Below are 26,172 nucleotides of genomic sequence, written 5' to 3' on the forward strand. Positions count from 1 at the left end.
CCTCACGCCGGGTCCAGCGCGACCAGCGGCTGGTCGTACTCGACCGGGTGGCCGTCGGCCGCGAGGACCTCGACGACCCGGCCACCCCGGTCGGCGGTCACCTCGTTCATCAGCTTCATCGCCTCGACGATGCCGACGACCTGCCCGGGACGGACCAGGTCGCCGACGGCGACGAAGGGCGCGGCGCCCGGCTCCGGCGCGCGGTAGAACGTGCCGACGATGGGCGACCGCACGGCGTACCCCTGCGGCGGCGCGGCGGTCGGCGGGGGTGCCGGGCTCGCCGTGGCGGCGGGGGCGGTCCCGGTCGGGGCGGCGTGCCACTCCACCTCCAGCACCGTGTCGCCGCCGCGCAGCCTGATCCGCCGCAGCGGGCCGGGCAGCTCGGCCACGAGGTGCCGGGCGTGCCGCCGCAGCCCGGCGAGCACGCTGTCCACCCGCTGCCCCACCTCCGCGCCCGACGCCGCCTCCACCCCGGACGCCGCCTCTGCGCCGGACGCCCGCCCGACTCCGGGCGACGGCTGCGGAGGAGGTGCCGGCACCGCGACGACCGCCGCCGGCCCGGATGCCGGCGGCACGGCGGCCCGGATCACGCCGGCGCTCACCGGGCACCCGCCCGGGCGCCGAGGCGGGCGGCGCCGAAGCGCCGGAAGCGCTGCCGCCGACGGCGGACCAGCGTCGCGGGCGGCACGTCGAGCAGCGGCAGCAGGTGCGCCAGCACCGCCTCGCGCAGCGCTCGGGCGGCGGCCTGCGGGTCGTGGTGGGCGGCCGGGGCCGGCTCGGGGACGAGGTCGTCGACGATCCCGAGCCGGCACAGGTCGGGGGCGGTCAGCCGCAGCGCGCGGGCCGCCTGCGGCGCGGCGCCCCGGTCCGGCCAGAGGATCGCCGCGCAGCCCTCCGGGCTGATCACGGAGTAGACGGCGTGCTGGAGCATGAGCACCCGGTCGGCCACCGCGAGCGCCAGCGCACCGCCGCTGCCGCCCTCGCCGGTGATCACGGCGACGACGGGGGTGGGCAGCACGGTCAGGGCGAGGATGTTCTCCGCGATGGCCGCCGCCTGGCCCTGTTCCTCGGCCCGCACGCCGGGATCCGCCCCGGGGGTGTCGACGAGGGTGACCACCGGCAGGCCGAGGCGGGCGGCGAGACGCATCAGCCGCAGCGCCTTGCGGTGCCCCGCCGGGCTGGCCATGCCGAAGTTGCGCCCGACCAGCTCGGCCGTGGTGTGTCCCTTCTGGTGGCCGATGACCATGACGGGCCGCCCGTCGAGCCGGGCCAGCCCGCCCACCACGGCGGGGCAGTCCGCGCCGAGCCGGTCGCCGTGCAGCTCGACGAAGCCGTCGAACGCCGTCTCCAGGTAGTCCAGCGTGGTCGGACGACCCGGGTGCCGGGCCAGCCGTACCGTCTCCCAGGCGTCGCCGCCCGGGCCCGGCGCCGTCGTCGCGGCGGCGCCGCCGGCCGGGCGCGCCACCAGCGGCGACGGCTCCTGCCGGGGTACGCCGGGACGCGACGCCGGCCGCCGCCCGGCCCGCGCGGCGGCGAGCAGCGCCACCAGCCGTCCCCGTAGGGCGTGCCGGGGCACCACCATGTCGACCTGGCCGTGCCGCAGCAGGAAGTCGGCGGTCTGGAAGCCCTCCGGCAGGTCCCGGCCGGTGACCTGCCGGATCACCCGGGGGCCGGCGAAGCCCATCCGCGCGCCGCTCTCGGCGAGCACCACGTCCGTGTTGGTGGCGAACGAGGCGGCCACGCCCCCGTACGTCGGGTCGGTGAGCACGCTGACCGTGAGCAGGCCGGCCTCCCGCAGCGCGGCGATCGCCTGGCTGACCGTGGCCATCTGCATCAGCGACAGGGCACCCTCCTGCATCCGGGCCCCACCGGAGGCGGTGACGAGGACCAGCGGGACCCCGTCGGTCAGGGCCCGCTCGGCGGCCAGGGTGATCAGCTCGCCCACGACGCAGCCCAGGCTGCCGCCGAGGAACCGGAAGTCCATCACGGCGAGCACGCACGGCTGCCGCCCGACGGTGGCGGTGCCGCAGACGACCGCCTCGGCCAACCCGGTGCCCGCGCGGGCGGCGGTGAGCCGGTGCGGGTACGGCAGCAGGTCGACGAAGCCGATCGGGTCGACCTCGGCCGGCCGCTCCGGCAGGGCGGTGAACGACCCCGGGTCGACGAGCTGGAGCAGCCGCTCGGGCGCGTCGACCCGGGCGTGCGCCCCGCACTCGGGGCAGACGTCGAGGTTGCGCCGCAGCCGCTTGCGGTAGAGCAGGGTGGCGCAGCCACCGCAGCGGGACCAGAGCTGCCCCTCACGGGGCGCGGTGGCGGTCACGACGACCGCCCGACGGGCGCGGCGTCGAAGCGGTAGAAGCAGCGGGCCATCGCGTCGCGCGGCTCCCGCCACGTCGGCAGGTACGGCGACACGTACGGCTGCAACCGGGCACTGACCCTGGCGAACTCGGGGTGTCCCCGGGCCGCCTCGACCGCTGCCCCGCCCGGCGACTCCGTCTCCAGCAGGTGCACGTACAGGTCACCGAGTCGGTAGAGCGACCGGTGCCGGACCCCGACCAGGCGCGGCAGTTCGGTCGCGTCGGAGTCGGCGAAGATCTCGGCGACACGCGCCTCGGCGCTCGGCACCACCTTCGCGACGATCAGCGAACGGTCCATGGACGGGCCTCCCTCCACGGCATCGGGCGTCGGTGACGACGGCACCGGCCTAGCCGGACGACTGGCGACACGATCCGGCCCCCGGCGTCACGGCGGCGTCACCGGCAACCGCCGGGCGGCGACGCAGCTTCCGTGACGCTGCGTTGACGCCAGCTGTGTACCCGCTGTGCGGCACCGATCATCCGGTGTGGACTATCCGCAGTTCGGAAAGGTCCTCGTGGACGCCGGCAGGCAAGCGCCATCCCGGACAAGACATTGACCGAGAGTGACCACAATTGATAATCTTCGTCACGGTCAGCCCGGCGGCCGCGGCGTGCGTCGCCGTGCCGCGGCGGAGCGATCCGACAGTGGGGTCATGGGCAGCCGCGCCGGGGACAGCAGACGAGTCGGGACGAGCGTTCCGCAGGGGGTGCCGCCGTGGCCGCTGATCGATCGACGCCGACCACCGTTTGCCGTGCCGACGCCGAGATCACCCTGCACCTGCTCGGCGGGTTCCGGCTGCTGCACGGCGACGCCCCGGTCGTGGTGCCGCGCGGCCTGCAACGCGTCATCGCGCTGATCGGGCTGCGCCCCGGCGCCACCCGCAGCAACCTGGCCGGCCTGCTCTGGCCGGACGCCCCCGAGGACCGCGCGCTGTCGTCCCTGCGGACCGCGCTGTGGCGGCTGCGCCAGGATCCCTGCTGCCCGATCACCACCTCCGGCGACACGGTCGCCCTCGGCCCGGCCGTCCGGGTCGACGTCGACGCGCTCGTCGGCACGGCCGCGCGGGTACGCGACGGCGACGACCCCTGCGCCGCCGCCGCGCTCGCCGCCGGCCGACACGACCTGCTCCCCGGCTGGTACGACGACTGGGTGCTGGCCGACCGGGAGCGGCTGCGCCAGCTGCGCCTGCACATGCTGGAGGATCTGGCCGGCCAGCACCTGTCGGCGGGCCGCCACGGCGCGGCGCTGGAGGCCGCGTTGGAGGCGATGGCCGCCGAACCCCTGCGCGAGACGCCGCACCGGCTGGTGGTCCGCATCCACCTCGCCGAGGGCAACGCCTTCGAGGCCGTGCACGCCTTCTACGTCTACCGCGACCTGCTGCTGCGCGAACTGCGGCTGGAGCCCTCGGCGGCGATGACCGCCCTGCTCGACGACACCCTCGCGCCGATCCGCGAGGCCACCCGCACCGCCCCGGCCGGGCCCCGCCGGCCGCCGTCCAACCGGATCGCGCCCCGCGCCCGCTGAGGCGGCGTCACCGGCGCGGCGGGGCGAGTGACGGACAGGTGACAGTCGCCGGGGCACGGTGGGCCGCACAACAGTCCGTGGTCTGCGACATGGTCGCGGAGCGCCACCGGCGAGAGGGGTCCCATGAGCCGTCTACTGATCGTCAGCAGGATCATCCCGGGCGCGGAGGGTCGGGTGGCGCAGATCTTCGCCGAGTCCGACGCGACCGAACTACCCGCCCTCACCGGGGTCCGTCACCGGTCCCTGTACTGCCTGCACGACCTGTGCGTACACCTGATGGAGACCGCCGACGTGGCCCCCGACGCGCTGGCCGAGGCCCGCAACCACCCGCTGTACCGCCAGGTCAACGAGCGGCTCTCCGCGCACACCACGCCGTACCTGCCGACCTGGCGCTCGCCGCGCGACGCGATCGCGGGCTGCTTCTACCGGTGGGACGCCGCGGACGCGGCGGCGCACCCGGCCGGCTGAACGGGGGCGGTCGCCATGTCGTCCAGACCACCCCACGTCCTGATCATCGGGGCCGGTACGGGCGGGCTGTGCCTGGCGCACGGCCTGCGCCGTGCCGGCATCAGCGTGGCCGTCTACGAGCGGTACCGCACCCGCGGCGAAGGGCTGCTCGGCTACCGGGTCGGCATCGGGCCGACCGGTAGCCGCGCGCTGCGCGAGTGCCTGCCGCCGGCCCTGTTCGACGTCTACCTCGCCACCTGCGCCCGCTCCCCCCGCTACTTCAACGTCATCACCCAGGGCATGCGGCGCACGGCCTCGTTCACGCTCCGGCCGGACACCGACCCGGTGAACACCGAACGGTCCGTCGCCCGGATGACCCTGCGCCAGGTCCTGCTCACGGGCATGGAGGACGTCGTCCACTTCGACAAGGTCTTCACCCGGTACGACCAACGCGACGACGGGACCGTGACCGCGCACTTCGCCGACGGCAGCACCGCCACCGGCGACCTGCTGGTCGCCGCGGACGGCACGCACTCGGCGGTACGCCGCCAGTACCTGCCGCACGCGGTCACCCGCGACGCCGGCACCATCAACATCGCCACCCGCATCCCCCTGACCCCGCACACCCGGGGGCTGCTGCCCGAGCGGATCGAACAGGGCATCTCGCTGATCTTCGGCACCGGCGGGATGATGGGCGTGCTGCACGTGATGGAGTTCAAGTGGGACCGCGACGGCGCGCTCAAGCCCGGCGTCGATCCCGCCGACGCCGAGCTGCTGCGCGGCTGGCCGGGGCTGCGCCACGACAACACCCGCGACAACATCAACCTCGTAGTCTGGAGCACGGCCCGCCGCTTCCCGAGCGACGTCATGCAGTTGCGCGGCGAGGACCTGGTCCTGCTCGCCCTGCGACTCACCCGGAACTGGCACCCCCACCTGCGCGAACTGCTCGCCCGCAGCGACCCGGGCAGCGCCCTGCCCATCAGGGTGTCCACCAGCGAGCCGGTGCCGCCCTGGAAGAGCAGCACCGTCACCCTGCTCGGCGACGCCATCCACACGATGACCCCGGGACGCGGGGTGGGCGCCAACACGGCCCTGCGCGACGCCGCCCTGCTCTGCCGCCAGCTGCGGCTGGCCGCCACCGGAGACAAGACGCTGCTACAGGCGGTGGCCGACTACGAGGCCGCGATGGTGCCGTACGGGTTCGCCCGGGTCGCCGACTCACTCAACCGCAGCGGCACCAGCGGGGACGACCGGATGTACAAGCCGGTCGTCGGCCGGCTCGCGCTGCTCGGCGCGCGGGGCTACTTCGGCGTCACCAGCCGGGTACCCCGCCTGGCGCGGCGGTTCGTCGACGACTTCTACAGCTACCGGGGCGAGGAGGACTGACCGTCCGACCGGGACCCCGGCGCCGCCAGTGGGCGCCGGGGTCCGCGCCTGTCCGCCCACCGACCGCGAACACGGACGCGAACACGGACGCGGCGACCCTCCGTCGCCCCGGCGGACACCGCCCGTCGCGACCCGTCCCGCCGCCACGGTGGGCACCCGGTCCTGCCTGTCGGCGTCGTCGGGCGTGTGCGAAGCTGCGGCGAGTTTTTCTCGCGGGTTTCCGGACGTGAACGATAGGGAGGTTTGCCGTGGCGTGGTCTTTCGGGCACTGGCTGATACTGCTCGTGGCTCTGTTGGTGGGTCTGGCGGGCGGCTGGTTCGGGCGCGGCCGGCGGGACGCCGCGGCCGCCACCCACGGCTCCCCCATGGTGGACGGTGACCCGGTCGCCGGCATGACCGCCGTGGTGGTCGACCCGCCGCCCGTCGCCACCCTGGACGAAGCACGCCCCGAGGTGATCGTGGACCCCGCGCCGGAGGCGGTCGCCGACCGCGTCCCCGCCGCGCCCGGGGTCGACGCCCCGACTGACGCCGATCCGGGCAGCACCGACGCCCCGAAGGCCACTGTCGTCGCGGCCGACGCGTCCCGGGCCGACGGCGTCGACCCGGCCGACATGGCGCTGACCGGCGATCCGGTGCCGGCGCCCGACGCCGATCCCGTGCCGTCCGCCGCCACCACCGCCGACGTACGGCCGGAGCACGAGATCGTGCTGCCGGTGGCCGCCGAGGTGACCGGCCCCGTCGACCGCCGCCCGGCGGAGGAGCCCGCCCCGAGCGCCGACGCGCAGCCCGTCCCGGCCGCCGCGACGGAAGCCCTTCCCACCGCCACCTCGGCACCGACGGCCGCCGACGCGGCGCCCGTTCCGGCCGCCGCCACCTCGGCGCCGACGAGCGTGACCCCGGCTGAGCCGGAGACCGCGCCCGTCCCCACCGCCGCCGAGCCGGCCGAGCCCGTTGCCGAGCCCGTTGCCGAGCCCGCCTCCGCCGTCGAGCCGGAGCCGGCCGACGCACCCGCCGAGCCGGAGCCGACCCGCGCCACGCCGGTCGAGCCGGCCACGGCCGCCACCCCGGTCGAGCCCACCCCGGCCGTCACCACCGCGGTCGAGCCCACCCCGGTCGCCGCCGACACGATCGAGCCGGCCACGGCCGCCGCCACCCTGGTCGAGCCGGCCACGGCCGCCGGCGCATCCGTCGAGCCCGAGTCGACGCCGGCCGCGCCGGTGGTCGTGCCCTCGCCGCGCGGCGAGGTGGACGCCCCGGCCGCGACCGACTCCGACGACGCCGACGACTTCCGCCGGATCCAGGGCGTGGGCCCGAAGATGGCCGCGGCGTTGCAGGCGGCCGGCATCCGGACGTACCGGCAGCTGGCGGAGCTCGACGAGACCGCCCTGCGGGAGACGATCCGGGCGGCCGGGCTGCGGGCCGCGCCGAGCCTGGCGACCTGGCCGCAGCAGGCGAAGGTGCTCGCCGGCGCCCCGCAGGAGGCGGCCGTCGCCCTGCCGACCCCGGTGGGCGGCGCGGACGCCTGACCGGGCCGCCCCGGCTGCCGCGCTCCGCGTCGGCGCCGGACGGCCGTACCGGTTGGATCGGGTACCGCCGCACGACCGATCCGCCGTCGCCGACATCGCGGCGCCCGACCACGGGGCGCCGCGATGTCGGCGTTCGGGGCCGAAACGCGAGGAGATGACGGCGCATCGGCCCCCGCCGGAGCCGGCCAACCGCCCGGCCCCGCACGTACGCCACCACCGCCCCCGCGGCCCGTCCGCCGGCTGTCGGCCGTCCGTCGCGCCGGTTCCTCGGCGGCGGCACCGTTAGCCGTTCATCGCGATTGGGTACAACGCCCAGCACCTCGATCCACCACACCTTTGCGGAGGCAGCGATGCGCGGCACGTCGATATTCGGAGTCCTGGTCGTCATCTGGCTGATCATCGGCGCGGTCGCCGCCGGGCAGCGCGGCTACTACAGCGGCGACGACACGAACTGCGCCGAGGCCGGCACGATCCTGGTGACCATCGTGGCCGGGCCGCTGAACTACATCGGGGCCAACCCGAAGGTCGACTGCGAACTGCCCCAGCCGTCCAAGTAGGACGCACTCCTCCGGCCCGCGCCCACTCGGGGCGCGGGCCGAGCCGTGTCCGGGGTACGCCACGCCGGCTCCCCCGCTCCGCCCCTCCTGTCCACCCTGGCCACACCGCGTAGGGCATCCTAGGAGGCTGGGTCATCGGGGGTGGCGTCCCGGGGCCGTCCGCGCGGCCGACGTTTGTCGACCCCCGCCACGGGAACCGGCGTTGCGCCAACAGCGCCGCACGGGACGGGAGCACCGGCATGAGGATCGGCTACAAGCTCGCCTCGGAGGGGCACGGACCGCAGGAGATCATCCGCCAGGCCATCCGGGCCGAGGAGGCTGGTTTCGACTTCGTCGAGATGAGCGACCACTTCCACCCGTGGCTCGACACGCAGGGGCACTCATCGTTCACCTGGAGCGTGCTCGGGGCGGTCGCGGCGAAGACCGAACGGATAGGCCTCGCCACCGGGGTGACCTGCCCGACCGTCCGGTACCACCCGGCGATCATCGCGCAGGCCGCGGCAACCCTGGCGCTGATCTCCGACGGCCGGTTCACTCTCGGCGTCGGGGCCGGGGAACGACTCAACGAGCACGTCGTGGGGCAGGGTTTTCCCAGCGTACGGGGCCGACACGAGCGGCTCCGCGAGGCGCTGGAGATCATCCGGCTGCTCTGGCAGGGCGGCTACCACTCGTTCGAGGGCAAGCACCTGCACCTGGAGGACGCCCGGATCTTCGACCTGCCGGAGACCCCACCGGTGATCGCGGTCGCCGCGAGCGGCCGGTCCTCGGCCACGATGGCGGCGGAACTCGGCGACGGTCTGTTCGTCACCGAGCCGAAGGCGTCGATCGTCGAGCACTACCGGCAGGCCGGTGGCGACGGTCCCCGCTACGCCGAGGTGCCGATGGCCTGGGCCACCGACGACCAGCAGGCCGTACGGGCGGTGTTGGAGACCAGCCGGTGGATGGTGACCGGCTGGAAGGTGATGAGCGAACTGCCGAACCCGGTCAACTTCGACGCCGCCAGCGCGTACGTCGAGGAGCGGCACGTCCGGGAACTGTTCTCCGTCGGGCCGGACCCGGAGGCGCACGTGGCGGCCGTCCGCCCGTACGTCGAGGCCGGCTACGACCACGTCGTGCTGCAGAACGCCGGCCCCGACCCGGACGGCTTCCTCGACTTCTTCGCCGGCGACCTCGCCGCCCGGCTGCGCGCCCTCGGCTGAGCCGTCCGCCACCCGGGGCGCGTCCGGCACCCTCCGTTGCGATCGCGATGATCGCCGGCGGTGCCGGACGCGCCCCGGGCGGGGCGGGCCGTCCCGGCCGGGACGGCCCACGGCGGGTCACCGGAAGCAGTTCGCGACCGGCACCCGGCTGCCCTCGCAGTTGGTCGGCTCGTTGTCGACGATGTCGGTCTCGTCGTCGACCTTGACCTGCGCCTTGTCGACGAGGAGCCCGCTCGGCTTCACGGTGGCGACGTTGCCGGTCACCCTGCTGGAGTACAGGGAGAGCCGGCCCTGCGACGCGAAGACGCCGCCGCCCGTGGACTTCGCACCGACGGCGTGGTTGCGGTGGATCTCGCTCTGGCGCAGCAGGACGTTCGACTTCTGGGCGTGGATGCCGCCGCCGGAGCCGCGCGCCGTGTTGCCCGAGACGACGCTGTCGTCGAGCGGGAGCAGGCCCTGGACGGTGGAGATGCCGCCGCCGTTGCCCGTGGCGGTGTTGTCGCGTACCTCCAGGCCGCGCAGGAAGATCAGCGCGTCCGAGTTGGCGATGCCGCCGCCGGTCTGGGCGGTGTTGCCCACCACCTTCGTGTCGGCGACCCGGGTACGGGCCGAGAAGCTGGCGAGGCCGCCGCCCTGCGCCGCGTTGTTGCGCGCGAAGGTGCTCGAGTGCACCTCTGCCGCGCCCCGGTAGTTGGCGAAGCCGCCGCCGTACGCGACGGCGCTGTTGCCCCGGAACTGCGAGTTCTCCAGGCTCAGCACGCCACCGTTGAGCAGGCCCCCGCCCTTGCCCGTGGTGCCGGCGGCGTGGTTGTCGACGAACGTGCTCCCGGTGACCACCAGGTGCCCGTCGTTGAAGATCCCGCCGCCGCCCCCCTCCGCCGAGAGGGAGGTGCTGTCGACGATCGTGGTGCGCTCGACCTTCGCGGACGCGCCGTGCACGACGTGGATGCTGCCACCCTCGGCGGCGGAGAGGCCGTTGCGGAGCACGACGTCGGAAAGCGTGAGTTCCCCGCCGTCGCGGACGGTGAAGAACCGGAACGCCTCGGCGTGCCCGTTCCGGACGATGGCGGCCCCCTCGCCCCGGACGGAGATCGGGTGGTAGATGACGGGCAGCCCGGCCCGGTCGTGCTGCGGGTTGCGCGGGGGCGCCTCGGCGTCGCCGGGGTTCTCGGCGCTGTCGGCGGTCTCCCGGGCGTCGCGGATACCGCCGTCGTACTCGTCGGGCTGCTGGAAGGCGTGCGTCAGCTCGTACGTGCACTTCGGCGCCAACCGTAGGTCGGCGCCGCCCTCGGCGTTGGCCCGGACCAGCGCCGAGATCAGCTTCGTCGAGTCACACGGCACCGTGACCTCCGCGCGGTTCCCCTGGCCCGGCCGTCCGGGGCGCTCTTCCCGCTGCCCGCCGCGCCGCTCCTCGCGCGCCTGGTCACGGTCCTCGACAGCGTCGCCGCGGGGGCCACCGGAGTGGTCGCCGGCCCACTGCGACGGCGACGGCGAGGCGGTCGGTGCGGCGGTCGGCAGGTCCCGGTCGGCGGCGAAGGCGGCGCCGTCCGTGAGCCCGGCCGCCCCCGCCACCAGGCTGCCCGCCACGAAGCCGCCGGCTAAGAACCACCTCGACCGCCGCCTGAGTGGTGCCGCCCGCCGGCCCCCTTGATACGTCGTCATCAGGCTTCCCTGCCTCTCGTGCGTGCGTGACACGGCCGCGTCGAACGGGACGCGGGGCGGCTGACGTCGCGACAGCCACCGGAGGTCACGATACGGACGAGAACCGGGCAAGTCCGTCAAACGTGAATAAGCAAACTATTCACCTCGACGGGGGCGAGGGAGCGCAGCGCGGTCAGCCGCCGACGTGGATGCCGGGCCGACGGGCGGGGTCCGGCTCGGACTTGCGGATGATCTCCCGCACGACGGGCGGGGTGTCGCCGCGGCCGAGGATGAGGTAGCGCAGCAGGTGCGCGAGCGGGTTCCCCTCCGACCACTCGAAGTGGGCGTGCGGGCGTACGCCGGTGGCGTCGCGCAGCGCCAACAGGATCGCCGCGATGGCGTTGGGAACCGCCGGGCTGGCGGCGCGCAGCACCCGGAAGCCGCCCACCTGGACGCCGTGCACCCGCAGCACCTGGCTGAACTCCGACGGGTCGACCACCTCGATCTCCAGGAAGAGAATGTCGCCCTCGCCGGGCACCGGGTTCATCCCCCGCTGCGCCCGCTCCTTGACCGTGTACTCCTTGACCGCGCCGCCGGCCCGCTTGTGGGCGATGAGGTGCAGCCGGCCGTCGTGCGCCAGCGACTCGGCGATGAACCGGCGGGCCGGCTCGTCGAACTCGATCCGCTCCGTACGCAGCTCGGTGGTGCGGGTCACCCGCGAGACCAGCGAGACGGCCACGATGCCGAGGACGAACAGCGCGGAGATGGCGATGCCGTCCGGCTTCGCGATGACGTTCTCGACGAGGGCGTACAGCAGGACCACGGTGAGCACGGCGAAGCCGCCGGCCGCGACGCGCTCCCGGCGGCGGGCCGCCGCGATCGTGACCGCCACCGCGGCGGAGACCATCATGGCGAGGATGCCGGTGGCGTACGCCCCCGCCTGGTCGTTGACGTCGGCCCGGAACACCACCGTGATCGCGACGCTGACCAGCGTGTAGACGATCACGACTGGCCGCACGGCCCGGGCCCACTCCGGCGCCATGCCGTAGGTGGGCAGGTAGCGGGGCACGATGTTGATCAGTCCGGCCATCGCGGAGGCGCCGGCGAACCAGAGGATCAGCGCGCTGCTGACGTCGTAGACGGTGCCGAAGGTCTCGCCGAGGCGCTCGTGGGCGAGGTACGCCAGCGCCCGGCCGTTCGCGGCCCCGCCCGGCTCGAACTCCCGGGCGGGGATCAGCACGGTGGTCACGAGGGTGGTCGAGACCAGGTACACCGACATGACCAGCGCGGCGGTGGTGAGCAGCCGGCGGGTGTTGCGGATCCGCGCCGCCAGCCGCGCCTCGCGGTCCGCGCCCCCGCCCGCCACCAGCGGCATCATGCTCACCCCCGTCTCGAAGCCGGAGAGCCCCAGCACCAGCAGCGGGAACGCCAGCACGGCGGTCACCGCCACCTCCCCGGGGCCACCACCGGCCGTCAGCGCCGCGGTCCAGTCCGACAGCGGCCGCGGGTCCGCCGCGATCCCGGCCAGCCCGTCCGCCACGATCAGCGCGTTCAGGGCCAGGAAGACCGCCACCAGCGGGACGGCCACCGCGACCGCCTCCCGGAAGCCGAGCAGGAACACCCCGCCGAGGACGAGCAGCAGCACGACGGTGACCCCGACGGCGACGCCCGTGCCGCCGACCCCCTCGGGCACGTACGGGTTCTCCAGCAGGTGCACGGTGGCGTCGGCCGAGGAGAGGGTGATCGTGATGATCCAGGAGGTGGCCACGAAGCCGAGCAGCACCAGCACGAAGATCTTCCCGCGCCAGAACGGCAGCAGCCGCTCCAGCATCGCCACCGAGCCCTGCCCGTGCGGGCTCTCCCGGGCCACCCTGCGGTACATGGGCAGCATGCCGAACAGCGTCAGCGCGACGATGAGCAGGGTGGCCAGCGGGGAGAGCGCCCCGGCGGCCACCGCCGCGATCCCGGGCAGGTACGACAGGGTGGAGAAGTAGTCCACCCCGGTCAGGCACATGACCTGCCACCACGGGTGCGAGCGGGCCTGCCCCTCCGCCGCCTCGGGCCCGACCGGCTGCACCTGGTGCGCGAACAGCCACCGGCGCAGCGGGCTCAGCGGCGCGGCGGGCCGGGCGGGGCTGGCCTGCGCCTCCGGGACGGCGACCGGGCGTCCGGCGCGGTCGCCGGGACGGGTCGGGTCCCGGGCGGCGCGCAGGTCCCCTGGGGGGCCGGCGGGCGGCGGCCGACGACCACGCGTGCGCCGCGACCTCGGCCCGTGCTCGTCACGCATGCCCCTCCCCACCCTCAGCCGTCCTGACCCGACCGTAGGCGGTCGCCGGCCGGTCGCCCGCCCGAACGGTGAAGCCGGGACGGCTCAGTCGCCGTCGCGGGCGGCCAGCACCCGGGCCAGGCCGTCGGGATCGGCCACGGTGACCGTCGCCCCGGGGTGCCGCAGCCACCCGCCGGGCAGCAGGGCGGGCACCGGCTCGGCGAAGCGCAGGCAGAGACCGGCGGCGGTGCTGCTGGCGAAGGTGACGCCGGCGTCGGCCAGCGAGAGGCGCACGCCGATCCCCCGCCACCAGCGGTACGGCCCGGTGGGCGCGACGTCGACGATGTTGCCCCGGGCGGTGCGCAGCTGCCACGGGCCGAACCGGACCACCAACTCGGCCCGGTCGACGCCGACCCAGGCGGTCGCCGGCCGGACGCCCACCAGCGCGAGCGCCGGCCGGAAGACCGGGTCGAAGCGGAACGCGAACCGGTGCGCCTCGCCGGTCATCGCGCGCCGCCCCGGGCGGTGGGTCGGGCGTCGCCCGGTCGGGCGGGACGGGCCGGGGCGACGGGACGGGGTCGGGGTCGGGCGGCGGGCCGACGGGCCGGGTGACTCATGGCGCGGGCGTACCCGGTGCGGGCCGGCCGACACCCCCCGGGCCGGCCGACCCGCGAACCCCTCGTCCCGTCCCGGGCCGCGCGGACCCCCCGGGCCGCGCGGACCGTTGCCCGACCCGGGCCCGTCGCCCCCCGACGAACGAGCCCTGGTCCGGCGGGGACGCGTCCCCGCGCTCCGCCGGGTGCCGGGTGCGGAGCGCGGGGACCCCCCGTCACGGCTACTGCAGGAACGCCCCGAGGGGCGAAAGCAGCAACCGACCGAGCGCCGCAGCGGTGTCGTCCAGCCGCGCGCGCTCGCACTCGTGGGCGGCCGGGTCGTGCCGGCACCGCCAGATCTTCTGCGCGTTGCGCCAGGCGACGTCGCGGGTGTACTCGACCAGTTCCCCCTGGTACCAGTCGTCGATGTCGCCGTTGAGCATGTCGATGAGCAGCTGCCACCGCTCCAGGTAGCCGCGCCGCAGACCGGGGATCTTGTCCGCGAAGATCTTGTTGATCTCCAGGTAGTCGCGGTGCTGGTCGGTGCCGTCCACCGGCTCCGACTCCAGGCTGTCGAACGTGGTCACCAGCGCGAACGGCAGGTCGAAGTTGATGTGCGCGTTCACCCCGGCGGCCGCCGACGGCAGCGGGCGGGCGTCCGGCCCGCGCATCCGCTGGAACAGGCAGGCCCAGGCCTTCGGCGTACCCGGGCTGGAGTCGGTCCACAGCCGCATCGCGTCGAAGTAGCGGGCCGCGAACTCCACGTCGAGCCGGGACAGGAACACCGGGTCGGCGAACCGGTCGTCGTAGAGCCCGTTCAGCACGCTCTCGGTGATCGTCAGGTACAGCCGGTTGAAGTCGGCCAGCGGGCAGCTCGCCTCCAGCGGAGGCAGCCGGACCAGCATGTCCTGGAGCTTGGTGAGGTGGTCGACCACCGCCGGCACGTCGGCCGGATGGTCGGCGAGCAGATCGACGATGTCCCGATGCACGGGCCCCCACACCGGTTCCGTCATCTCTCCTCCACAGTGGTTCCCCCGGCACCCCCGTGCCGTCGGCGACGCAGCACAGCCTGCCAGCCGGCGACGGCCGACCGGATCAGTAGAACGACGTATCCGCGCCGCGCGTCAGCCGGGCCGGTTGCGTAGGAAGATCGCGCTGGCCTGCACCCGGGTGCGGACCTGGAGCTTGTCGAAGATGTGCGAGACGTGCACGCCGATGGTGCGCTCGCTGATGAACAGCCGCTGGCCGATCTCCCGGTTGGTGAGCCCCTCGGCGACGGCGGCGAGGACCTCCCGCTCCCGGGCCGTCAGCGCCGCCAGCTCGTCGCCGTCCGCCCCGGCGGCCGGAACGCCGGTGGCCGGGCGTTCCTCCAGCGACACCCGCGCCCGGCCGGCGAGGGTACGGATCTCCGAGGTCAGCGGCACCGCGCCGAGCCCCTGCGCCATTTCGTACGCCTGGCGCAGCAGCTTGGCCGCCGTGGCGCTGCGGCTGCGCCGGGCCAGCAGCGCCTCGGCCTGCCGCAGCCGCGAGTAGGCCGCCGGGTAGGGGTGGTGGCGGCGGTCCCACTGCGCCACCGAGCGGGCCCACAGCTCCGGGTCGCTGCTGTCGAGGCGGCTCACCTCGGCGGCGCAGAGCGCCAGGAAGCCGTCCACCACGTCGCGCACCGGGCGGGCGGCGTGCCCGCTCTTGCGGGCGACCCGGTCGGCCACCTCCCGCAGCCGCCGCACCGCCGTCGGATCGACGGCCACCGTGCGGCCGGCGTGCGCCTCGGCCTCGGCCCGCAGCCCGTGCCACACCAGCGCCGCGAGGATGCCCACGTCGTCGGAGCGGCTCTCGGTCAGGCCGCGCTGCACCGCCTGCCGGGCCAGGTCGTGCCGGCCCTGCCACATGGCCAGCCCCGCCCGCAGGGTCAGCAGCGGGATCACGTGCCGCGCCCCGCCGCCGGCGAGCATCGTGGCCACCGCGTCCAGGTCGCGGTCGGCGGCCTCGACGTCGCCGTAGCCCACCGACAGCCGGCAGCGCGCCAGCAGCAGCTCCACCGCGTCCGCGCCGGAGGGGCGGTGCCGCAACGCCGCCGCGACGACCTTCTCCGCCTCGGCCCACTGCCCGACCCGGAACAGCCCGTTCGTGGCGATGGCCAGCAGCCGGGTCTCGTACGTGCGGCCCAGGCCGAGCTCGGCCATCCGCTCGGCGCCCCGGCGGGCCACCACGACGCCCTCCTCCAGCACGTTCAGCGGGCCGGTCAGCAGCTCGGCCAGGTGCAGGTACGCGCACGCCACGTCCTCCGGGCGACCGGAACGCTCCGCGGTCTCCAGCGCGCGGCGCATCACCGCCAGCCCGGCGTCCGGGTCCTCCAGGTACGCCTCCGAGAAGCCGAGCGCGGCGCTGGCCAGCACCACCTCCGACGTGGAGCCCGGCACCTCGGCGGCCAGCTCCAGCGCCTCCCGGGCCCGCCGGCCCGCGTCGGCGTACCGGCCGAGGTGCAGCAGCAGCTCGGCCAGGTGGGCGGCGGCCGTGGCCCGCTCCCGGGGCGTGCAGTCGGCGGCCTCCAGGGCCAGCTGGTACTCGGCCTCGGCCGGCGCCGAGCGGCCGGCGGCGGCCAGGTAGCGGGCCCGGCGGATGCGCAGCGCGCAGGCCGACGGATCGGCGTCGGCGGCGGCCAGCTCCTCGATCAGGGTCAGCGCCCGGGCGTGCTCGCCGCAGTGGTGGGCGGCCTCGGCGGCGTGCCTGAGCAGCGTGACCCGGTCCACGTCCGGCGGTGCGACGCCCGGCGCGGCGGCCAGCTGCAACGCGACCGACCAGTGCCGGTGCGCCTCGGCCCAGCCGTGCAGCCGCTCGGCCTCCCGGGCCGCGGCCATCGCCGCCGGCAACGCCCGCGCCGGCTCGCCGGCCAGCCGCCAGTGGTGCGCCAGGCGCGCCTGGTGCAGCTCCGCCGGGGCCGCCGTGAGCGCCTCGGCGTAGCGGCGGTGCAGGGCGGCCCGCTCGGCCGGCAGCAGCTCGTGCTCCAGCACCTCGGCGACCAGCCGGTGCCGCAGCCGGTAGCCGTCGTCCGCGCTCACCAGCAGCCGGTGGGCGACCGCCGCCCGGGCCGCCTCGATCAGCTCGTCCTCGGGCAGCCGCACCACCCGGGCCAGCAGCCAGTGCGCCACCGGCTCGACGCCGGCCGCCACCGCGTGCACCACGGCGTGCGCGTGCTGCGGCAGCGCGTCCACCCGGGCCAGGAAGATCTCGCGCAGCGTGTCGGAGAGCCCGTCGCGGCCGTCGCGCAGATCGCGGGCCAGCTCCTCCACCACGAACGGGTTGCCGCCGCTGCGCCGCCACACCAGCTCCGCCGCCTCGCCGGTGAGCGCCCGGCCGACCACTGCGGCGGCGAGCCGGTCGGTGCCGGCCCGGTCCAGCGGGGCCAGGTCGAGCACCCGCACCGTACGCAGCCGGCGCAGCTCGGTGAGCACCCGGCGCAGCGGGTGCGCGCCCTGCAACGACTCCGCCCGTACGGCCGCGAGCACCGACAGCTGGAGGTCGCCCAACCCGGCCAGCAGGTAGAGCAGCAGCTGGCGGGTGCTGCGGTCGACCCACTGGAGGTCGTCCAGGACGAGCACCAGCGGCCGCCCCTCGGCGATCAGGTGCAGCCCCCGCGAGACCCGCTCCAGCAGCGCGCCGGCGCCGTCCGGGCCGGCGGTCTCCTCGGCGAACACGCCCAGGAGGTCACGGACGGCCGAGGACGTCCGGGCCTGGGAGCCGGTCAGATCGGCGTCGAGGCGGCGCAGCGCCTGGAGCAGCGGGTGCAGGGGCGACGCGTCGCCGATGTCCAGACAGGAGCCGGTGAGCACCAGGGCCCCGGCGTCGCGCAGCCGGGTGCCCACCTCGCGCAGCAGCCGGGTCTTGCCGACGCCGCTCTCGCCGGTGAGGAAGACGGCGGCGGTGCTCCCCTGCGTGACGTCGTCGAGCAGCACGGACCGTACTGTCGTCACCAGGTCGGCCCGGCCGACGAGTGGTGCGGTGTCCACGTCGCTGGCCATGGCACGCAGCCTAGTCAAGTGCCCCCGCACCGTTCTACGGGTCTTTCGCGCCTGTGGTACTCCTCGCGTCGACATCGCGACCGACGGTTGCGCAGGGTGGACATACGTCGTTCGGCAGATCCCCCGTCGGCCCATCGGTGACAGTGTCCGAGGCGTCGTCAGCACCGTGGGGAAGGCGGGTGCGATGCCCATGGCCACCATCGTCGCCGGTTCGCAGCGGTCCACCTCGGCAGGCTGGCCGGTACCGGAGGAGAAACGCCTCGTCACCGTGCTGTTCGTCGACATCGTCGGCTCGACCGCGCTCGTCGAGCGGCTCGACCCCGAGGACGTGCGGATCCTGCAACGGGCGTACTTCGACACCGTGGGCGGGGTGCTGCGCCGGTGGCACGGGGTGGTCGAGAAGTACGTCGGCGACGCGGTGATGGCCCTGTTCGGGGCCCGCCGGTCCGACGGGTTCGACGCGTACCGGGCGGTGCGGGCGGCGCTGGAGATCCAGGGGGCCCTCGACCGGCGACCGCCGCCCGGCGCGCCGCGCCTCCGGGTCCGGGCCGGGGTGGCCACCGGTGAGGCGCTGGTGGACCTGGCCGCGGCGCGCGACGGCGGGCACGGCGTGGCCAGCGGCGCGGTGATCACCACCGCCGCGCGGTTGCAGGAGTACGCCCCGCCGGGCGGGGTGGCGCTCTGCGCGGCCACCCACCGCGCCACCGTGGGGCTGGTCGACCAGCGCCGCGTACCGCCGGTGGCCCTGGCCGGCAAGGCGCTGCCGGTCGACGTGTGGCACGCCACCGGCACGACCCGACCGGCCCCGACCCGGCACGAGGGGCCGCTGGTCGGGCGGCGACGGGAACTGGCCGCCGCCCGGGACCTCATCGTCCGGGCCGTGCGGGGCCGCGACCCGCGCTGGCTGTCGCTGGTCGGTCCCGCCGGCAGCGGGCGCAGCCGGCTGCTGCACGAGCTGACCCGGGCGGTACGGACCGTGGACGGGGTGCCGGTGCGCTGGTGCGTCGCGCACTGCCCGCCGTACCCGGAGCCCCTGGCGCCCGTCGCGGACCTGGTGCGCGGGCTCGCCGGCCTCCGCGCCGGTGAGCCGCCCGCGACGGTACGGCGACGGCTCACCGCCGCCCTCACCGACCTGGTGCCGCCCGCCGGCCTGTCCGAGGCGGTGTACGCGCTGGAGGCGCTGCTGGGCACGCGGGACGGCTCCGGCGACGCGGCGCGGGGCGCCGAGGTGGCGCGGGAGGCGCTGCTGGGGCTCGCCGCCCGGCAGCCGGTGACGGTGGCGGTGGACGACCTCGACCGGGCCACCGCGACGCTGCACCGCTTCCTGCACCGGCTCTTCGCGGCGGCCACCGCGCGGTCGCTGCCGCTGGTGCTGGTGACCCTGCACCGCTCCGAGTGGACGGACGCGTTGCCCGGCCCGCGGGACCGGCGGCACCGGTTGGCGGTGCCGCCGCTGCGCCCGGTGGAGACCGGACGGCTGCTGCGCCACCTGCTCGGCCGGGCCGGCCGGCCGACGGCGGGTGTCGCCCGGCTGCTGCCGCTGGTCGGCGGCAATCCGGGGCGGGCCGTCGCGTACGTGGCGTCGCCGGACGCGGGGCGGTCCGTGCCGGAGGCGGTACGCCGGGAGGTCGACGCCCGGCTGGACCGCCTGGACGGGGCGCGGCGGGCCGTGCTGATGGCCGTCGCGACCGTCGGCACGGGGATCACCGCCGCGACGGTGGCGCGCCTGCTCGACTGGGCCCCCGGGCGGGCCGCCCCGGTGCTGCGCGACCTGGCCGCGACGGGTCTGCTGGTCACCCGCCCCGACGGCCGGTACGCCGTCGCCGACCCGGTGGTCCGCGAGGTCGCGTACGCCCGGCTGCCGAGGGCGGCGCGTGCCGCGTTCGCCCGCCAGGCCGGGCGGCCGGCGGAGTCGGACGCCCCTTCGGCGCTCGTGGTCGTGCACGCCCCCAGCGCTGACGTGCGGCCGGCGCGCGTCGACGACGACCGCCCGGCGGCCCGGAACGCCCGCGGGTCACACCCGGCAGCACTGCGGCGGTCCGCCGCCGCGCCCCGTCCCGCCGCCGCGCCCCGGGTCGCCCGGGCGGTCCAGGTCGCCGACGTGCCCCGGATCGCGGCGCTGCCGGCGGCGCGTTCCGCGCCCGGTCCGCTGGTCGCCGTCCCCGCGGCACGTGCCGGAAGCGGCCGGGTGGTGGAGCTGCGCGGCTGGGTCGCGGCCCGCGATCGCCGCCCCTCGGCCGGCCCCGCTCCGACGACCGCGCGCGACCGCGTCGTCATCGACCTGGAGACCGGCAGGCCCACCGCCGTCACGCCCAACGGCCTCGCCGCGCCTCCGGCCGGCCCCGCTGCGCCGGAAGCCCTCGGGGCGCAGGGTTCGGCGCGGCGGCAGGGGCGCGGGCAGCGGCCGAGGCGGGCCCTGCCGCGCGGCACGCCCGTCGCGGCGTGAGCGGGCGGTGTGCCGGTCGCGGCGGGAGGAGGGGCGGCCGGGGGATCTCCCCACGATCCAAGCTAGCCGATACCCGATCCGGGCGGTATCGGGCGGCCGACCGAGTGCGCGCCTCGGGGCCGACTGGCTAGGTTCGCCCGATGCCTGTCGAAGAGACCACCGCCTCCGCCGCCGGCACCTGGACGCTCGGCGACCGCACCGTGCACCGGATGGGGTTCGGCTCCATGCGGCTCACCGTCGACCCGGACCGGGCACGTGCCGTCCGCGTCCTGCGCCGGGCCGTCGAGCTGGGCGTCGACCACATCGACACCGCCGCCTTCTACGTCTCGCCGGGCGGACCGCTCGGCGTCGGCACCGGCCCGCCCCGGTACGCGACCGACCTGATCCGCGAGGCCCTCGCGCCGTACCCGGACGACCTGGTCGTCACCACCAAGGTCGGGCCGTCCTTCGACGAGGCGACCCGGCACCGGGAACTGGGCCCGGCGGAGCTGCGCCGGGAGGTGGAGGAGAACCTGCGCCGGCTCGGCCGGGACCACCTGGACGTGGTGAACCTGCGGATCGTCCGGCGACCCGGGCACGACTCGGTGGCGGAGCGGTTCGCCGCCCTGGCCGAGCTGCGCGACGCCGGGCTGATCCGGCATCTCGGCCTGTCCAACGTGCGGGTGGACCACCTGGACGAGGTGCGGGACATCGCGCCCGTGGTGTGCGTGCAGAACGCGTACGCCCTCGACGTGAACCGGTGGGCCGACGAGCTGCTGCGGGTCTGCGGCGAGCGGGGAATCGCCTTCGTGCCGTTCTTCGCGATCGCGGGCGCCGGGCGGGAGGCGGGCGCGGGCGGCGACCACGACGAGGCCGTACGGGCGGTGGCGCGGGCGCACGGCGCGACCCCGCACCAGATCCGCCTGGCCTGGACGCTGCACCAGGGGCCGCACGTGCTGGCCATCCCCGGCACCGGCGACCCGGCGCACCTGGCGCAGAACGTGGCGGCCGGGGCGATCCGGCTCACCCCCGAGGACCTGGCCCGCCTCGGCTGACCGCGGGCGCCCCGCCCGCACGGCGTGGTGACCGGTCAGCGACCGTGGAGGAAGGCGAGCGCCCGTTCCCACGTCTGGGTGCTGGCGGCCGAGTCGTGTTCGGGCAGGTCGGGGTCGGTGTAGAGGTGCCCGACGCCGGGATAGCGGTGGACGCTCAGGTCCGCGCCCGCCCCGGACATCGCCCGCTGCCACCGGCTCAGCTCGGGCTCCGGGGGGTATTCGTCCGGGTCTGCCATGTGCAGCTGCACCGGCAGGCCCGGGCGGACCGCCTCCGGTACTCCTCCGGCGCTGTGCAACAGCAGCAACGCGGCGGCTTCGCGCCGCTCGCTGAGCAACGCGCCGGCCACCGCGGCACCCATGGAGAACCCGGCCAGCACCGCGTCGGGCGGCGCCTCGAGCAGCGCGGCCCGGGCCCGCCCCATCACCGCCGGCTCGCCGATCCGCTCGAGCAGGGCGAAGCCCTCCTCGATGGTGGCGACGGCCGGCTCGCCGTAGAGGTCGGGGGTGACGACGTGGTGGCCGGCGGCGCGCAGCCGGTCGGCGGCGGCCAGCACGGCGGGTCGCAGCCCGTAGACGGAATGAAACAGCACGACGTGTCCCATCGGGACATTCTGTCTGACGAATGCGACAGGGCCGGGCCGCCGCGCTGACCCGCCGCCGACGCCTGCGCCCGGTCAGCCCAGCGATTCCAGTCGCCGCACCAGCTCGCTCGGCGCCGGCATGGCGGCGATCTCGGCGCTGACCTGCCGCGCCGCGTCGCGCAGCGTGGTGTCGGCGACGAGCCGGGTCAGGGTGTCGGCGGTGATGTCGCGGGTGCGGGCGGCGATGCCGGCCCCGCGCGCGGCCACCAGCTCGGCGTTGTGCCGCCGGTCGCCCGCCCCGACGGTGGCCAGCTGCGGCACCCCGGCGATCAGCGCGCTCAGGACGCTGCCCGCGCCGCCGTGGTGGACCAGCGCCGCGCTCGCCGGCAGGGCCGCGGGGACCGGGATCCAGTCGACCGTACGCACGTTGCCGGGCAGCGCCCGGCGGGCCAGCCGCGCCTCCGGGCGGACCAGCACGAACTCGGCGTCGACCCGGTCGGCGACGGCGACGACGGCCGGCATCGGTCCGGCGCTGCCGGGGCCGGCGACGGTGCTGCGGCTGACCAGCACCCGGGGGCGTTCCCCCGGCTCGCGCAGCCAGTCCGGCAGCTCGCCGCCCGCCTCGGTGGCGTAGCGCATCGGCCAGCCGTCCTGACGCAGCACGCTGGGCGGGGCGACGGCGATCGCGGCGGCCGGCGGCGGCAGCTCGGTCAGGCCGTGCCGGCGCAGCGCCGGGCCCAGCCGCGCCAGGGTCGCCCGGGCCAACTCGCGGCCGTCGAAGAGGGCGTTCTCCTGGCGTACGGCGGGCACGCCGAGCGTGGCGGCGGCGAGGGCGCCGGCCACCGCGAACGGCTCGTGCACCACCAGGTCGGGTCGCCACTGCCCGGCGAGGGCGACCACCGGATCGGCGAGCTGGTCGTTGACGGCGCCGAAGAGCAGCCCGGCACCCCGGGTGCCGGCGGTGCCGGCCAGTTCGGCCCGCGCGGTCAGCGGGTGGCGCAGCAGCACGCGACGGGCGATGCGGCCGAAGTCGAACGCGGGCGCGACGTCGCGCACCGGCAGCCCGGGGCGCACCGCCCGCAGCCCGTCGGCGGCGGTGGCGACGAGCACCTCGTGCCCTGCGTCGCGCAGTGCGGCGGCCAGCGGCAGCAGCGGAGCGACGTGCCCGATCAACGGCGCGGAGACCACCAGTACTCGCACCGCGCCGATGCTAGCCGCGCCGGAGCCCGTGGTGGGGGCGCCGGGAGACGCGGCCCGGGCGGCGGCGGGTTCAGCCGGCGGTCGGGGGCAGGGTGCGGCTGCGGCCCCGGAACTCGGCCACCACCGCGCCGTCGTCCCGGGTGACGGTGACGTCGTAGATGCCGCTGCGGCCGTACCGGGTGCGCTCGGTGGCGTGCGCCGTCAGCAGGTCGCCCTCGCGGGCGGGACGCACGAAGCTGATCTCGCCGCCGGCGGCGACGGTGGCCGGGCCGTGGCTGTTGCAGGCCAGCGCGAAGGCGGTGTCGGCGAGCAGGAACACGTACCCGCCGTGGGCGATGGCGTGGCCGTTGACCATCGCGCCGGTCACCCGCATCCGGGCCACCGCCGCGCCGCCGGCGGCCTCCACCAGCTCGATGCCGAGCCCCCGGCTGGCGACGTCGGCGGCGAACATGGCGTACGCGGCGTCGCGCCCGGCCACCTCAGCCGTCCCGCCGTCGCCCGACGACCGCCCCGTCCCGCCCATCGACCGCTCCACGCCCGCCCGGGGCGGCCCCCTCGACCGCCGGTCCCGGTACCGTACGCCGGCCCGCGCGCCCGGGACCGACGCACCCGGACGTTAGGCTGGCGGGCGCGCCGAGGTCACCTCCGTGGCACCGGCGGGGAGGGCGAGGTGACCGGACCGGATCCGCGGGTCGACCCCGACGTCGACCTGCGCGTACCCGCCGACCGGGGCGAGCTGACCACCCGTCCCGGCGCGGTGCTCGGGTCCGTCGCGGCCGGCGGCGCGCTCGGCGCACTGGCCAGGGCCGGTCTCCAGCACGCCGTCCCGCACGGCCCGACGGGCTTCCCGTGGGCGACCTTCGCCGTCAACCTGACCGGGTGCCTGCTGATCGGCGTCCTGATGGCGGCGCTGGAGCGCTCCGGTGGTCGCCGACCGCTGCTGCGTCCGTTCCTCGGCGTGGGTGTCCTCGGCGGCTACACCACCTTCGCCACGTACGCCGTGGACGTCCGCCTGGCGCTCGACGCCGGCGCGCCGGAGGTCGCCCTGGGCTACCTGGCCGCCACCCTGCTCGGGGCGCTGGTCGCGGTCTGGCTCGGCGACGCCGTCGCCGGCCGGTTGCTCGACGCCGGCCGCCACGGCCGGCCGCAGCGCGGGGCCGGCCGGTGACCGTCCTGCTGATCGCGCTCGGCGCGGCCGTCGGCGCGCCCCTGCGCTACCTCACCGACCGGGCGGTGCAGGCCCGGCTCGGCAGCGCCTACCCGTGGGGCACGCTGACCGTCAACGTGACCGGGTCGCTGCTGCTCGGCCTCCTGGCCGGGCTGCCCGTCGGCCCGACCGCCGGCGCCCTGCTCGGCACCGGCTTCTGCGGCGCGCTGACCACGTACTCCACGTTCGGGTACGAGACGCTGCGGCTGGCGCGCCGGGGCCGGCGGTTCCTCGCGCTGGTCAACGTGCTGTCCAGCGTGGCCGCCGGCCTCGGCGCCGCCACCGTCGGCTTCGCCCTGGCCCGGGCCGTCGCCGGCTGAACGGGCGGCTCCAGCAGGCGGTTCAGCGGGCGTGGCGCTCCGGGTGGGCCCGGTTCCACACCCGCATCCGCTCCGGGTAGCCGGTGCGGGCAGCCTCGTACAGCGGCACCGCGTGCTTGCGGGCGATGGAGCCGGCGGCGCGCGGCGAGCCGGTACGACGGCGGATCCACTCGCCGTCGTGGGCGATGGCGACCACGGTGGTGTCGGTCGCCGTGGTCTCCGGTTCCAGGTAGAACTCCACGCCCCGGCGGCTGGCCACGAACGCCTCCAGCGCGGCCAGGTCCTCCCGGGTCGCCTCGCGGTCGAGCTTCGTCGGGGTCGCGTCGGCGGCGCGCGGCCGCCGGTTGAACCAGCCCATGCCCGGCTCCTCTCCTCGGCGTCCCCCCAGTGCAGCACCGCCACCTGGCAATCCCCTGCGCAGCGCCTGGGAGCCCTCTGCGCACGCCGGTCGCCGCCGCGCGGGTGGTCGTCGCCGCGCGGGCCGGTCGTCGCCGCGCGGGCCAGTCCCCGGCGGGGCGGCGGACGGGCACGGCCCCAGGTGACCGCTCAGCGGGCCGGCGGGCGGGTGGCCGGCACCAGGGCGAGGGTGGGCAGCAGCAACAGTGGCACCACGAGCAGGGCCCGCAGGGTGCCGACCCGGTCGCCGAGCAGGCCGAGCAGCGGGGGGCCGGCGAGGAACGCCGTGTAGCCGATCACGGCGACCACGCTGACCCGGGCCGGCGCCCGCCGCTCGTCGTCGGCCGCCGCGCTCATCCCCACCGGGAAACCCAGCGACGCGCCGAGCCCCCAGAGCGCGACGCCGGCGATCGCCACCGGCCCGGAGTCGGCGAGCACCGCGACGCCCGCGCCGAGCGTGGCGAGCAGGATCGTGGTGGACAGGACGGGCACCCGGCCCCACCGGTCCAGCGCGACGGTGCCTGCCGTGCGGCCCAGGGTCATGCCGACGACGAAGACGCCGAAGACCGCGGCCCCGGCCGCCTCGCTGAGGCCGTGGCCGTCGATGAAGGCGACCGCCAGCCAGTCGCTGGCGCTGCCCTCGGCGAACGCCGACACCAGCACCAGCAGGCCGACGAGCAGGGTGCGGGGCTCCCGCCAGGCGGCGAGCAGTTCACGGCGACGCTCGGCCGGAGCGGCCGACGCGGAGGCGGTGCCGCTCTCGGCCACCGGCAGGAACGACCGGACGGCCAGCAGCGTGCCGAGCAGCACCACCGCGGCCAGCGCGGCGAGGTGCGCGGCGACCGGCACGTCGAGGCGGGCCGCCCCGGCGCCGAGCCCGGCACCGGCCACGGACCCGAGGCTCCACGCCGCGTGGAAGCGGGGCATGATCGTCCGCCCCAGCCGTCGCTCGACCGCCGCGCCCTCGACGTTCATCGCCACGTCGCAGAGGCCGGAGCCGTAGCCGACGGCGCACAGCCCCACCGCGACCCCAACCAGGGAGCCGGCCACGGCGGCGACCCCGGTCACCGTCAGCCCGGCCGCGAGGAGCAGGGTGGAGAGCGCGACCGTGCGGGCCGCCCCGAGCCGCTGGGCCACCAGGCCGGCGGTGGGCATCGCGAGCAGCGCCCCGACGGACATGGCCAGTAGCAGCAGCCCGAGCCGGCCCGCGCTGAGCCCGAGCGCGTCCCGGGCGGCGGGCACCCGGGAGAACCAGGTGGCCACGGCCAGGCCGTTGAGCGCGAAGACCACGGCCACGCCGGTACGGGCAGCCAGCACCGCCCGGGGCACGGCCGGGCGCGGCGCGGCGGGCGGGGCAATGGTGCGGCTCACGGTGGCGGTCCTCTCGCCTCGGGTGGTCTACCGCCCGATCCCACACCTGGGAGCGCTCTCAGGACAACCCGGTCCCACCCCTTACCGTGGACGCGCCGGAG

23 protein-coding genes are annotated in these 26,172 nt (G+C 76.4%); 10 read left to right on the forward strand and 13 right to left on the reverse strand.

Annotated elements, in window-relative coordinates; genetic code table 11:
• Positions 1–2: 2 nt before the first annotated feature.
• From accB to ACN27A_RS06045, 3 genes are read right to left on the reverse strand one after another with little or no spacing between them, the layout of a single operon-like run.
• On the reverse strand, positions 3–539 hold the full coding sequence (accB, locus tag ACN27A_RS06035; protein ID WP_421458381.1) for an acetyl-CoA carboxylase biotin carboxyl carrier protein: 537 nt from the start codon (positions 537–539) through the stop codon (positions 3–5).
• 59 nt (positions 540–598) lie between these two features.
• Complete coding sequence (locus tag ACN27A_RS06040) at positions 599–2,320, reverse strand: acetyl-CoA carboxylase carboxyltransferase subunit alpha (RefSeq protein WP_421450273.1); 1,722 nt, start codon at positions 2,318–2,320, stop codon at positions 599–601.
• Positions 2,317–2,655: a TcmI family type II polyketide cyclase gene (locus tag ACN27A_RS06045; RefSeq protein ID WP_132234740.1), complete on the reverse strand. Its 339-nt coding sequence runs from the start codon at positions 2,653–2,655 to the stop codon at positions 2,317–2,319. Before ACN27A_RS06045 ends, ACN27A_RS06040 begins: the two co-directional genes overlap by 4 nt.
• Positions 2,656–3,072: 417 nt before the next feature.
• Between ACN27A_RS06045 and ACN27A_RS06050 the strand changes: the two genes are divergently transcribed.
• The 6 genes from ACN27A_RS06050 to ACN27A_RS06075 all read left to right on the forward strand — a co-directional run bounded on the left by ACN27A_RS06050 (position 3,073) and on the right by ACN27A_RS06075 (position 8,997).
• Positions 3,073–3,882 carry an AfsR/SARP family transcriptional regulator gene (locus tag ACN27A_RS06050; protein ID WP_421450274.1) on the forward strand — a complete coding sequence of 270 codons (810 nt, stop codon included), beginning with the start codon at positions 3,073–3,075 and terminating at the stop codon, positions 3,880–3,882.
• Between the two features lie 123 nt (positions 3,883–4,005).
• Entirely contained in the window at positions 4,006–4,350 is a 345-nt protein-coding gene (locus ACN27A_RS06055; protein ID WP_132234744.1) for a TcmI family type II polyketide cyclase, read from the forward strand.
• 15 nt (positions 4,351–4,365) lie between these two features.
• A complete protein-coding gene (locus tag ACN27A_RS06060; protein WP_421450275.1) occupies positions 4,366–5,715 on the forward strand; it encodes an FAD-dependent oxidoreductase in 1,350 nt (449 codons plus the stop codon).
• Positions 5,716–5,963: 248 nt separating this feature from the next.
• Positions 5,964–7,241, forward strand: coding sequence for a hypothetical protein (locus tag ACN27A_RS06065; protein ID WP_421450276.1), 1,278 nt, complete (start codon positions 5,964–5,966; stop codon positions 7,239–7,241).
• A gap of 350 nt (positions 7,242–7,591) precedes the next feature.
• Complete coding sequence (locus ACN27A_RS06070; protein ID WP_091630565.1) at positions 7,592–7,798, forward strand: hypothetical protein; 207 nt, start codon at positions 7,592–7,594, stop codon at positions 7,796–7,798.
• Between the two features lie 239 nt (positions 7,799–8,037).
• Positions 8,038–8,997, forward strand: a complete 960-nt coding sequence (locus tag ACN27A_RS06075; protein WP_421450277.1) for a TIGR03557 family F420-dependent LLM class oxidoreductase — start codon at positions 8,038–8,040, stop codon at positions 8,995–8,997.
• A gap of 117 nt (positions 8,998–9,114) precedes the next feature.
• On the opposite strand, the gene ACN27A_RS06080 is transcribed toward ACN27A_RS06075, so the two are convergent.
• The 5 genes from ACN27A_RS06080 to ACN27A_RS06100 form a co-directional block, all read right to left on the reverse strand.
• A complete protein-coding gene (locus ACN27A_RS06080; protein ID WP_421450278.1) occupies positions 9,115–10,659 on the reverse strand; it encodes a hypothetical protein in 1,545 nt (514 codons plus the stop codon).
• 172 nt (positions 10,660–10,831) lie between these two features.
• Complete coding sequence (locus ACN27A_RS06085) at positions 10,832–12,925, reverse strand: amino acid transporter (protein WP_421450279.1); 2,094 nt, start codon at positions 12,923–12,925, stop codon at positions 10,832–10,834.
• 84 nt (positions 12,926–13,009) lie between these two features.
• The gene (locus ACN27A_RS06090; protein WP_421450280.1) at positions 13,010–13,411 is read right to left on the reverse strand and encodes a hypothetical protein; all 402 of its coding nucleotides are present in this window, start codon (positions 13,409–13,411) and stop codon (positions 13,010–13,012) included.
• A gap of 328 nt (positions 13,412–13,739) precedes the next feature.
• Complete coding sequence (locus ACN27A_RS06095; RefSeq protein WP_421450281.1) at positions 13,740–14,510, reverse strand: DUF5995 family protein; 771 nt, start codon at positions 14,508–14,510, stop codon at positions 13,740–13,742.
• 111 nt (positions 14,511–14,621) lie between these two features.
• Positions 14,622–17,516 (reverse strand): helix-turn-helix transcriptional regulator, encoded by a 2,895-nt coding sequence (locus ACN27A_RS06100; protein ID WP_421450282.1) that lies wholly within the window; start codon positions 17,514–17,516, stop codon positions 14,622–14,624.
• Positions 17,517–17,700: 184 nt separating this feature from the next.
• Here ACN27A_RS06100 and ACN27A_RS06105 point away from each other — a divergent pair, with 184 nt between their 5' ends.
• Positions 17,701–19,962, forward strand: a complete 2,262-nt coding sequence (locus tag ACN27A_RS06105) for an AAA family ATPase (RefSeq protein ID WP_421450283.1) — start codon at positions 17,701–17,703, stop codon at positions 19,960–19,962.
• Positions 19,963–20,102: 140 nt separating this feature from the next.
• Entirely contained in the window at positions 20,103–20,996 is an 894-nt protein-coding gene (locus ACN27A_RS06110; protein WP_421450284.1) for an aldo/keto reductase, read from the forward strand.
• Between the two features lie 35 nt (positions 20,997–21,031).
• Here the strand turns inward: ACN27A_RS06110 and ACN27A_RS06115 are convergent, their stop codons facing one another.
• From ACN27A_RS06115 to paaI, 3 genes are all read right to left on the reverse strand, one after another.
• A complete protein-coding gene (locus tag ACN27A_RS06115) occupies positions 21,032–21,598 on the reverse strand; it encodes a dienelactone hydrolase family protein (RefSeq protein ID WP_421450285.1) in 567 nt (188 codons plus the stop codon).
• 72 nt (positions 21,599–21,670) lie between these two features.
• Positions 21,671–22,777 carry a nucleotide disphospho-sugar-binding domain-containing protein gene (locus tag ACN27A_RS06120; protein ID WP_421450286.1) on the reverse strand — a complete coding sequence of 369 codons (1,107 nt, stop codon included), beginning with the start codon at positions 22,775–22,777 and terminating at the stop codon, positions 21,671–21,673.
• Between the two features lie 70 nt (positions 22,778–22,847).
• A complete protein-coding gene (gene paaI / locus ACN27A_RS06125; protein WP_421450287.1) occupies positions 22,848–23,300 on the reverse strand; it encodes a hydroxyphenylacetyl-CoA thioesterase PaaI in 453 nt (150 codons plus the stop codon).
• Between the two features lie 147 nt (positions 23,301–23,447).
• Between paaI and ACN27A_RS06130 the strand changes: the two genes are divergently transcribed.
• Together ACN27A_RS06130 and crcB are read left to right on the forward strand one after the other, a co-directional pair.
• Positions 23,448–23,945, forward strand: a complete 498-nt coding sequence (locus tag ACN27A_RS06130) for a fluoride efflux transporter FluC (protein WP_421450288.1) — start codon at positions 23,448–23,450, stop codon at positions 23,943–23,945.
• Complete coding sequence (gene crcB, locus ACN27A_RS06135) at positions 23,942–24,304, forward strand: fluoride efflux transporter CrcB (RefSeq protein WP_132234770.1); 363 nt, start codon at positions 23,942–23,944, stop codon at positions 24,302–24,304. The genes ACN27A_RS06130 and crcB overlap by 4 nt, the downstream gene beginning before the upstream one ends.
• A gap of 22 nt (positions 24,305–24,326) precedes the next feature.
• On the opposite strand, the gene ACN27A_RS06140 is transcribed toward crcB, so the two are convergent.
• Together ACN27A_RS06140 and ACN27A_RS06145 are read right to left on the reverse strand one after the other, a co-directional pair.
• On the reverse strand, positions 24,327–24,662 hold the full coding sequence (locus ACN27A_RS06140; RefSeq protein ID WP_210835071.1) for a hypothetical protein: 336 nt from the start codon (positions 24,660–24,662) through the stop codon (positions 24,327–24,329).
• Between the two features lie 188 nt (positions 24,663–24,850).
• Positions 24,851–26,071, reverse strand: a complete 1,221-nt coding sequence (locus ACN27A_RS06145; protein WP_421450289.1) for an MFS transporter — start codon at positions 26,069–26,071, stop codon at positions 24,851–24,853.
• Positions 26,072–26,172 lie beyond the last annotated feature (101 nt).

It is taken from the genome of Micromonospora sp. WMMD737 (assembly GCF_049179055.1).
Lineage (GTDB): Bacteria > Actinomycetota > Actinomycetes > Mycobacteriales > Micromonosporaceae > Micromonospora > Micromonospora reichwaldensis.

Bases quoted from the DNA above. Each gene is read 5' to 3' on its own strand.
- ACN27A_RS06045 (WP_132234740.1), bottom strand. From the start codon at position 2,655: ATGGACCGTTCGCTGATCGTCGCGAAGGTGGTGCCGAGCGCCGAGGCG.
- ACN27A_RS06110 (WP_421450284.1), top strand. From the start codon at position 20,103: ATGCCTGTCGAAGAGACCACCGCCTCCGCCGCCGGCACCTGGACGCTC.
- ACN27A_RS06060 (WP_421450275.1), top strand. From the start codon at position 4,366: ATGTCGTCCAGACCACCCCACGTCCTGATCATCGGGGCCGGTACGGGC.
- ACN27A_RS06115 (WP_421450285.1), bottom strand. From the start codon at position 21,598: ATGGGACACGTCGTGCTGTTTCATTCCGTCTACGGGCTGCGACCCGCC.
- ACN27A_RS06085 (WP_421450279.1), bottom strand. From the start codon at position 12,925: ATGCGTGACGAGCACGGGCCGAGGTCGCGGCGCACGCGTGGTCGTCGG.
- ACN27A_RS06140 (WP_210835071.1), bottom strand. From the start codon at position 24,662: ATGGGCTGGTTCAACCGGCGGCCGCGCGCCGCCGACGCGACCCCGACG.
- ACN27A_RS06070 (WP_091630565.1), top strand. From the start codon at position 7,592: ATGCGCGGCACGTCGATATTCGGAGTCCTGGTCGTCATCTGGCTGATC.
- ACN27A_RS06105 (WP_421450283.1), top strand. From the start codon at position 17,701: ATGCCCATGGCCACCATCGTCGCCGGTTCGCAGCGGTCCACCTCGGCA.
- ACN27A_RS06095 (WP_421450281.1), bottom strand. From the start codon at position 14,510: ATGACGGAACCGGTGTGGGGGCCCGTGCATCGGGACATCGTCGATCTG.
- ACN27A_RS06100 (WP_421450282.1), bottom strand. From the start codon at position 17,516: ATGGCCAGCGACGTGGACACCGCACCACTCGTCGGCCGGGCCGACCTG.
- ACN27A_RS06055 (WP_132234744.1), top strand. From the start codon at position 4,006: ATGAGCCGTCTACTGATCGTCAGCAGGATCATCCCGGGCGCGGAGGGT.
- paaI (WP_421450287.1), bottom strand. From the start codon at position 23,300: ATGGGCGGGACGGGGCGGTCGTCGGGCGACGGCGGGACGGCTGAGGTG.
- ACN27A_RS06080 (WP_421450278.1), bottom strand. From the start codon at position 10,659: ATGACGACGTATCAAGGGGGCCGGCGGGCGGCACCACTCAGGCGGCGG.
- ACN27A_RS06090 (WP_421450280.1), bottom strand. From the start codon at position 13,411: ATGACCGGCGAGGCGCACCGGTTCGCGTTCCGCTTCGACCCGGTCTTC.
- ACN27A_RS06075 (WP_421450277.1), top strand. From the start codon at position 8,038: ATGAGGATCGGCTACAAGCTCGCCTCGGAGGGGCACGGACCGCAGGAG.